Here is a 7,449-nt window from a genome sequence, read left to right as displayed (position 1 = left end):
CAGATCAGTTATCCCTAAATTTATCAGTTTGTCAAGAAAAATTTTTAACTCCAAATTTTTCAACTAGCCACTTAAGAGAGCTTCGACAAACTCATAGCTCGAAAAGGGGCGCAGGTCTTCAATTCCTTCGCCAGCACCAATAAACCGAATGGGTAAACCTAGCTGCTGCACAACGGCAAGAGCAACACCGCCCTTGGCAGTGCCATCCAGCTTGGTTAAGACAACGCCACTCAGTTGGGCAGCTTGAGAGAAAACTTCGGCTTGCCGCAATCCATTTTGACCTAAAGTGGCATCTAGAACCAAAAGAGATTCTACTTTGGCATTGGGGGCTTTTTTGTCGATAATTCGCCGGATTTTGCCGAGTTCGTCCATTAAATTTTTCTTGTTTTGCAGTCGCCCAGCGGTATCAACCAGAAGTAATTCGGTTTGACGCGCTTGGGCGGCTGCGATCGCATCAAATACCACTGCTGCCGGATCTGTATTCTTTCCCGGATTGGCAATTACATCCACACCACTTCTACTACCCCAAACCTTCACCTGTTCCACAGCTGCGGCGCGGAAGGTGTCTGCGGCTCCAATCAAGCATTTATAACCAGATTTTTGTCCTAGGTGAGCAATTTTGCCGATGGTAGTGGTTTTACCGGCACCATTCACCCCAGTAATTAACCAAATGTTTAAGGTTTCTTTTTCTGGAGTAAAGGTAGTTTTATGGGATGTAATGCTTGGCGCATCCAGCATATCCCGGAGGATTTTTTTCAGGAAAGCGATCGCTTCTTCTGGTGCAGTAACTTCTTCTCGAAGCTTTGTCTGTAGAGCATTGATAATAAAGTCTGTCGCCTCTACACCCACATCAGCTTGCAGGAGCAATGCTTCAATTTCAGTCACAGCAGCTTGGTTTAGCGGCCCTTGACCAACGATCGCCTTCAATTGGTTGAGAATACTACGGCGAGTTTTGTCTAACCCTTGCCGGAGCTTTTTCAGCCAGGTAATTTCTTCAATAGAAACGTCTTCTGCACTTCTACCTTGAGCCGCTAACACTTTCGCCGACCAGACAAACCCATCATCAAATACCAATCCGGGAATTTCTTCTCCTGTCTGTGAGGTTGTAGCTACTGGCTGTACTACCTCCGGTTCTGGAACTTCAATGGCAGTGGCTATTAGTTGTTCTAGCTTGGCTTGCCGTTCTGCCGCCGCCCGTTCTAAGAAGGATAAGGTGGCTGGTGCTGTTGGCTGTGTTGCCTCTGGCGTAGCTAGTGGTTCGGTGGGTGTTGGTTCAACTTCACTTGTCGTTAGTTCTGGGTTGGAGACATCTGGCTGTTCAGCAATTGCTGCCAGTGAGGAATCTTCTGTAATTTCTTCCTCAGTAGCAGTTTGGATAACTTCTGGCTGTGCAGTTTCTACAGTTGTACTAACAGGTTCCTCAGTTGCTTCTGGTTCAATGATTTCCGCAATTGCTGTTGCTGCGGTTTCAGCCTGTGTTGATGGTGCTAAGGTATCTGCTGAATCAGGCGGGGTTTCTACTACCTCGGCTTGCTGTTTTTGCTGAATATTTTTGTAGGCAGCTTTAGCAAAAGCCAACAAGTCTGCCGTTGTGTCTGGTGCAGTTTCAGCAGTTGGTGTTGAGGTTTCGGCTGGCTCTGGTTGGGGTTCTTGTGCAGGAATTTCTTCCTGTTTCTGATCAGAGGAAGTGTTAGAGGAATCGTTATGTTGACGACGGAACCAATTAAAAACCATTGCAGCAGTATTAGTTATATGAGTTATAAGTTATAAGTTATGAGTTTAATTTAACTTTGCACTTTTTCTTGGGGTGAAAACTTCCGGGTTATCCTCACCTTTGGGCGCTAGTTTAAGTAAAATCGGTACAACAGAAGGTTCCTTGCGTTCGCGCATAGTCTCCCTTTGGGAGAAATTCCCCTTGGAATAAGCCGCAGAAGCGGCTACAAACTTTTCTCCACGGCTGTATAGAAATGATGAATTCCGCAGCGGTACTATGCAGTTTTTTTCTGCTCAGTGACTCGGCGCAAAACACCGTTAATAAACCGATGACCATCCTCTCCACTGTAGCGTTTGGCTAGCTCCACAGCTTCGTTGATGGCGATACTGTCTGGAACTCCTAAGAACTTCATTTCTGCTACAGCAATTTGTAAGATATCGCGGTCAATTTGGGCAAGGCGAGTTACTTGCCAATCTACTAAGGCACTAGAAATGAGTTCATCTATAATGTGTCGATTTTCGTTGACGGTAATCACAAGCTCTTTAGCGTAATTCCGAACTCCCTTGTCCTGATTAGCTAACTGAATCAATACTGGGAAATCAACTGCCGTACCTAACTGATTGATTGCTGTCTGGGTGCAGGCGATCGCTTCTTGAAGCATTGTTCTAGCAGTATTGAGGTCGGAGGCCCGAGTTTGGCTACTTAAGAGGCGATCGTTACTGCGTTGCAGTTCACCTGCGGCATTATCGAGGGTATCTTGCACTTCTGAGGTCAGAGTCCGTACTGCTCCTAGCACCAACTTGGATACGAGTTGATCGTCTTCCAATTTATCTAACTTCTTTGGGTTAACTGGCAATTGGCTAAGGCTTAAAAGCGCCAATTCACGAGCAATTTGCTGGGGTTTACGAGGTTGCATAAAACTGAGGGGTGATTGTGCGAGAACTGATTAACTCGGCTGGACAAACTTATAAGTCTATCAATTTTGGCACAGTCAAACAACAACTTTACGGATTTGCTTGTGACTTTGCCAGATTGATTTTAACCAAAGAGGCAGGAGAAATATGGCACTCTGCCTTCTTCACGTTTCTTCAACAGAAATAACCTGCTGCTTGATTTCGTCCTGTTTCACTTCCAATATGGACTCTTTGGGGAAAACCAAGGACGTATTGGGAGCAACAATGCCACCTGATACAACTATTTTAAATGCGTCTTCAATGGACATGGAGAGGTTGACCACTTCGTCTTCAGGAACGACTGCGTACCATCCAGTAGTCGGATTCGGGGTGGTAGGGATAAAAACACTTAGCACGGGGCGAGATATTTGGGCTTGGATGTCACTGCTGATTGCACCAGTAACAAAAGCGATCGCCCAAATTCCTCGGCGGGGATACTCTACCAAAATTACCCGACGAAACTTGCCATTAGAATCTTTTAGTATTGTTTCTAAAAGCTGTTTGAGAGTTTTGTATACCTGTCCGGCTAAAGGAATTGCCTGTAATAATCGCTCACCAAAATCTAACAACCAACGCCCAGCAATATTCCTTGCCATCAAACCCATCAATAGAATACTGAGTAAAGGTACAGCCAACCCTACCAATAAATTAAGTAAATTTACTACAACCGGGTTTAGCCCATCAAAGGGATTCAGTTGTTTGGGAATTTGGGTGAGGAAGTTGATTACCCAAGTCGCGATGGTAATTGTCAGCCAGATAGTGGTTGCTAGGGGAATTATTACCAACAAACCAGCAATCAGGTCGTTTTTTAAGTCCTGTTTGAGGCGATCGATTACCAAGCCCTGATTCTCCTGTTTTAAGCTAGAGGAATTCTTGTTATTGGTATCCATACCAGCAGATTCGTCAAATTCCGAAGGCTTTAACTTTGGCAATTTCTGCCGCAAGCAACTGTCTAAAACGCTAGCAAGTTGCCTGCTGCTGTAAATCAGCTATTTTCCTATAAGCATACACATAGACATTAACCAATCCGATGGCGACTGGTTATTCTCAGAGGATGTTACTTTTCTTTGTAAGACTTGTAAATGATTGTTGCAAGTTCTTAGGTATTACTAATCTACCGCGCTCAATCAAAAGCTGCTCATGATTATGAAAGTACCACTGAGTAAACTAAGAAATTATTTTATCTGTTCAGTTACTCACATTTGAGCAGGAGCGGCTTTTATGAAAATGTTCTGTTAAAAATATTAATTTATTAAGGATTTCCAAGAAATAAATTATTCATTTAGTAGGTGAGTATCCTGCCCACCCTAAATATAGGACAGATGGGGACACCCATCCCACTAGAAAATTTAGGATGTTTTTTGATTTGGAAGTCCCTTATTAGGTAGCCTTGAATCATCAAAAATAAGAACCCCGACTTTTCAAAGAAGTCAGGGTTCTGTGTAGCACATCTGTGTACCCCTATGATTTTGCGATCGCTGATTTACTGGAAATCCTTCTAATCTCCAGTCTCCTTCACGCTGCATCAACCGGTGTAGTTTCAGAATCCGCGCACTGCACCTGTTGTATATTCTCTTGTGCCAGAGTTGCTGTTGCGTCTAAATTAGGTTGTGGTAAATACTTCATTTCCCAGACTTTCAGCAAAATCAGATATTCGTAGAATGCCTGCAATGTACACCAAGCGGTTCCGGCACGTCCATCTAAACAGCCTCCTAAGATAAAATACATATATACAAACCGTAGCAACGGTCTAGCAGGTAAACGTAAAGACAAATCTTTCAGGGCGCGGCGTTTTTCAACTTCCGATTTGCCAAAAAATAAATCTCGCCAGTTAACCTTCCCTTGTTCTAGCTGATACAGTGTTTCTTGAGCTTCATCTGTAGAATAACGGTTATGTTTTTCAATCCAGCGGCTCAAGCCTTTGCTACAAGTGTAGTGTGGGTATGTTTCTTTTAAAAAGCTAGTTGCACCCTCACAAACTTCCCGTTCAGTATGACCATAGTCTGTAAACCACACTTTACCGTGGCGGAAGAGTCGCATTTGGTAACGGGGATACTGTGTGCTGTAGCGAATCCAACGATTCATGAACATGACACGTTCAGCTACATAGTAACCGATGTAGTCTGGATTTTGACTTGACTTTTGGCATTCCGCAAACAGTTCTGGTGTCATCCGCTCGTCAGCTTCGAGAATATAAACCCATTCGTGCTTCGGGGGGATAGACTCTAACATCCAGGTGCGTTGGCGTCCGTGGCTTTCAAAAAAGTGTTGAACGACGCGGATGGGATAGCGACTGGCGATTTCCACAGTGCGATCGCTACTGCATGAATCTACAACAATGATGTCATCCGATAGCATCGCCGATTCGATACAAGCAGCAATATCTAACTCTTCGTTATATGTCAGTATGTAAATTGAGAACATTACCCAAGTTTTATAGCGATTTTACTCAGTGATAATTGTCTTTTTATTGTTATTAGCTATTAGGCGTATGGCAGTATAATCCGTCATTCAGGAGACAAGAGGCAGAAGGCAGGAGTAACCCACGAAACGTCAGACTTAGGCTAGTGAAAGCTTTGTATCGCAATTCGTGCCGCTACGCGTTAGCGCAGCGCGTCTCGATACAATTCTTATTTTTAAACTGGGTTTTTGATCCATAAGTAAAGTAATCAATCATACTCCTTTCCTCCTGCCTTCTGCCCGACGTTCGCGGACTTGCTAACGCTTCGCTATCTGCCTCGTGCGTTATCTTACAATTTTTGGATATATCCTAATGCCATGCCAATACTGGATTAACGTGCGGTAGCTCTAGGTTTACCACCTTGTACAGCACCCCTGCCTCTTAAGCCTGTCCAGCCGATGATAATGTAACCAATAGACAACAGTAAACTGCTAATCCCAATCCGCAGTCCAGACTTCCAAGCAGTATCTTTAGCTTGATTCTGTGCTTCGTCTCTGCGCTGGCGAAGTTGGCTCAGTTGTTGAGTTTGCAGCGTCTGAATATCTGTTTGTTGTTCAATAGCTTTGTCAAGTGCTTGGGGATTTGTTTTAGCCTTCTTGAGTAACTCTTTTATATTTGCGGGAATTTGAGAGCTTTCAAGTGCTTGCTTATATTTTTGGTCATCTTTGAGGATTTCACTAAACTGAGCTTTGGTTTGGTTTCGCAGCTGCTCTAGTTGCGCTTTTCCTTGCTCAGTATTCAGTTGTGCTTGCAATTGCGATAACCGAGTGTTCAGTTGATTTTCTGCCTGATCTGCTTCTTGGGTGATTCGGTTGAGTGTTTGAGTCTTCGCTTGATTGACGTTATTTAGGTGCAGGGGAAAAATCAGCAAGAACATCAACCCTAAAATACTTGAGAGGATCAAGGCGGGAAATCTTAAATCGATACCTTGGGGGCGATCGCCTCCTGCATCAGCATTATCAATCCAATAGGCAGCAAATAGAAGCCCCAAACCTACTAAAGGAACAATTCCCCGATCAACTAGCGCTGTTGCCAAGTTGATTTGCCACACCCGATCAGTAGGTTGAAAGGGTAACAATAAAATGAAAAAGTCAACGAAAAAGGACAAAATGCAGATTAGTCCAACTACCTTAAGTGTGAGGGCAGTACTCATGGAAGCAAAGCGGTTAACCATAGTTTTTCAAACTGGCGGTGAATACGAGTGATTTTCATATTTCAAGCTACTTGAATATTGTGCCCATGAGCGTAACTATTGTGTAGAAACACAAATGCAGATTCAATACTGGTAAAGGCTATCTGCCTCTTGGTTTTCAACTAGGCCACAGTAACATTTGTTATGTACAGTGTCTTCAGGAAATTCCTGGTGTTTTAAGATACGAAGCTAATGCAGGGCTAGAGGAAAAGACTCATTAATTACCCGATCTCCCTTATAGCAGTTCTTGATTGGTCGTAATACAGGCATTTTCTAGGGTCACACAGATAGATATACACCCCTAAAATGAAATTGCATCCATACAAAAATCGCTCGCATTGCTGAATAAGAGGATATTTTGGAATATGGATCAAAAATAATCACCGTGTCTTTGCATCAGCCTCAATCATCCCCTTATTGAGCAACGCTAAATCTCTATAGTTCTCTCATCTGCCTCATTTTTCGATCACTCCTGCAAGGGCTTGTTCCCAAATCGGCAGATCCTCTGGTCGGTCAACATCAGCTAAAGGCAACAAGTTCACATGTAATAAATTAAGTTTGTGGGCAATGTCCACAGTTTTCTGGAATACTTGAGCAGTACCCCACTCGATGTTAACGAATAACTCCAGGATGGGTTGGCGCAAACCAATTAAGTAATATCCACCGTCGATCGCAGGGCCAAGTACAAGGTCAAAGTTCTGTAACTTATCAAAGGCTGTTGCTAGAATTTGGGCATTCAATCCAGGACAATCCGTACCGATGATAATTACTTTTTTTCTACCGGATTGAAAGGCATCGAAAAGCGATCGCGCCATCCGCAAACCTAGATCCCCTTCACCTTGAGACTGGTAAAGCAAATCCAACCCCAGCCAGTCTTGCATGAGTTGTGAATCACCACCTGCAAACCGCACTTCCACAGATATGTCCATAGCTTTTTGCAATTCTTCAACCTGAAATATTGTATGCTCAGTCATTTCACGTTGAAGATTAGCAGCACCAACATTCCCCAAAACAGGTATCAATCGTGTCTTTGTCTTACCTGGTTCTGGATAGCGAGTAAAAATAATTAGGTGCTGTTTCGGGTTTGCTGGTAAGTTAAGCACACAATACCTTGTTTGAATCAATTAAA

Annotated in this window: 6 protein-coding genes; all 6 read right to left on the bottom strand. The window is 43.5% G+C overall.

Annotated elements, in window-relative coordinates; genetic code table 11:
- Positions 1–63: 63 nt before the first annotated feature.
- Positions 64–1,734, bottom strand: coding sequence for a signal recognition particle-docking protein FtsY (gene ftsY, locus HWQ44_RS29660; RefSeq protein ID WP_292725524.1), 1,671 nt, complete (start codon positions 1,732–1,734; stop codon positions 64–66).
- A gap of 254 nt (positions 1,735–1,988) precedes the next feature.
- The gene (nusB, locus tag HWQ44_RS29655) at positions 1,989–2,630 is read right to left on the bottom strand and encodes a transcription antitermination factor NusB (protein ID WP_292725523.1); all 642 of its coding nucleotides are present in this window, start codon (positions 2,628–2,630) and stop codon (positions 1,989–1,991) included.
- Between the two features lie 162 nt (positions 2,631–2,792).
- Entirely contained in the window at positions 2,793–3,557 is a 765-nt protein-coding gene (locus HWQ44_RS29650) for a DUF502 domain-containing protein (protein ID WP_292725525.1), read from the bottom strand.
- Between the two features lie 625 nt (positions 3,558–4,182).
- Entirely contained in the window at positions 4,183–5,091 is a 909-nt protein-coding gene (locus HWQ44_RS29645; RefSeq protein ID WP_292725522.1) for a glycosyltransferase family 2 protein, read from the bottom strand.
- A 368-nt stretch (positions 5,092–5,459) separates the two neighbouring features.
- A complete protein-coding gene (locus HWQ44_RS29640) occupies positions 5,460–6,302 on the bottom strand; it encodes an HpsJ family protein (RefSeq protein ID WP_292725521.1) in 843 nt (280 codons plus the stop codon).
- Positions 6,303–6,775: 473 nt separating this feature from the next.
- Positions 6,776–7,423 carry a TIGR04282 family arsenosugar biosynthesis glycosyltransferase gene (locus HWQ44_RS29635; protein ID WP_292725520.1) on the bottom strand — a complete coding sequence of 216 codons (648 nt, stop codon included), beginning with the start codon at positions 7,421–7,423 and terminating at the stop codon, positions 6,776–6,778.
- Positions 7,424–7,449: the final 26 nt, after the last annotated feature.

This window comes from Nostoc sp. JL34, from assembly GCF_017114945.1.
GTDB lineage: Bacteria > Cyanobacteriota > Cyanobacteriia > Cyanobacteriales > Nostocaceae > Nostoc.
Note: the sequence above shows the minus strand (reverse complement) of the source record. Positions and strands in the feature narration are given on the sequence as shown.

What these genes read in the sequence shown, in the direction of transcription:
- ftsY (WP_292725524.1), bottom strand. Translation starts at nt 1,734, where the DNA reads ATGGTTTTTAATTGGTTCCGTCGTCAACATAACGATTCCTCTAACACT.
- nusB (WP_292725523.1), bottom strand. Translation starts at nt 2,630, where the DNA reads ATGCAACCTCGTAAACCCCAGCAAATTGCTCGTGAATTGGCGCTTTTA.
- HWQ44_RS29650 (WP_292725525.1), bottom strand. Translation starts at nt 3,557, where the DNA reads ATGGATACCAATAACAAGAATTCCTCTAGCTTAAAACAGGAGAATCAG.
- HWQ44_RS29645 (WP_292725522.1), bottom strand. Translation starts at nt 5,091, where the DNA reads ATGTTCTCAATTTACATACTGACATATAACGAAGAGTTAGATATTGCT.
- HWQ44_RS29640 (WP_292725521.1), bottom strand. Translation starts at nt 6,302, where the DNA reads ATGGTTAACCGCTTTGCTTCCATGAGTACTGCCCTCACACTTAAGGTA.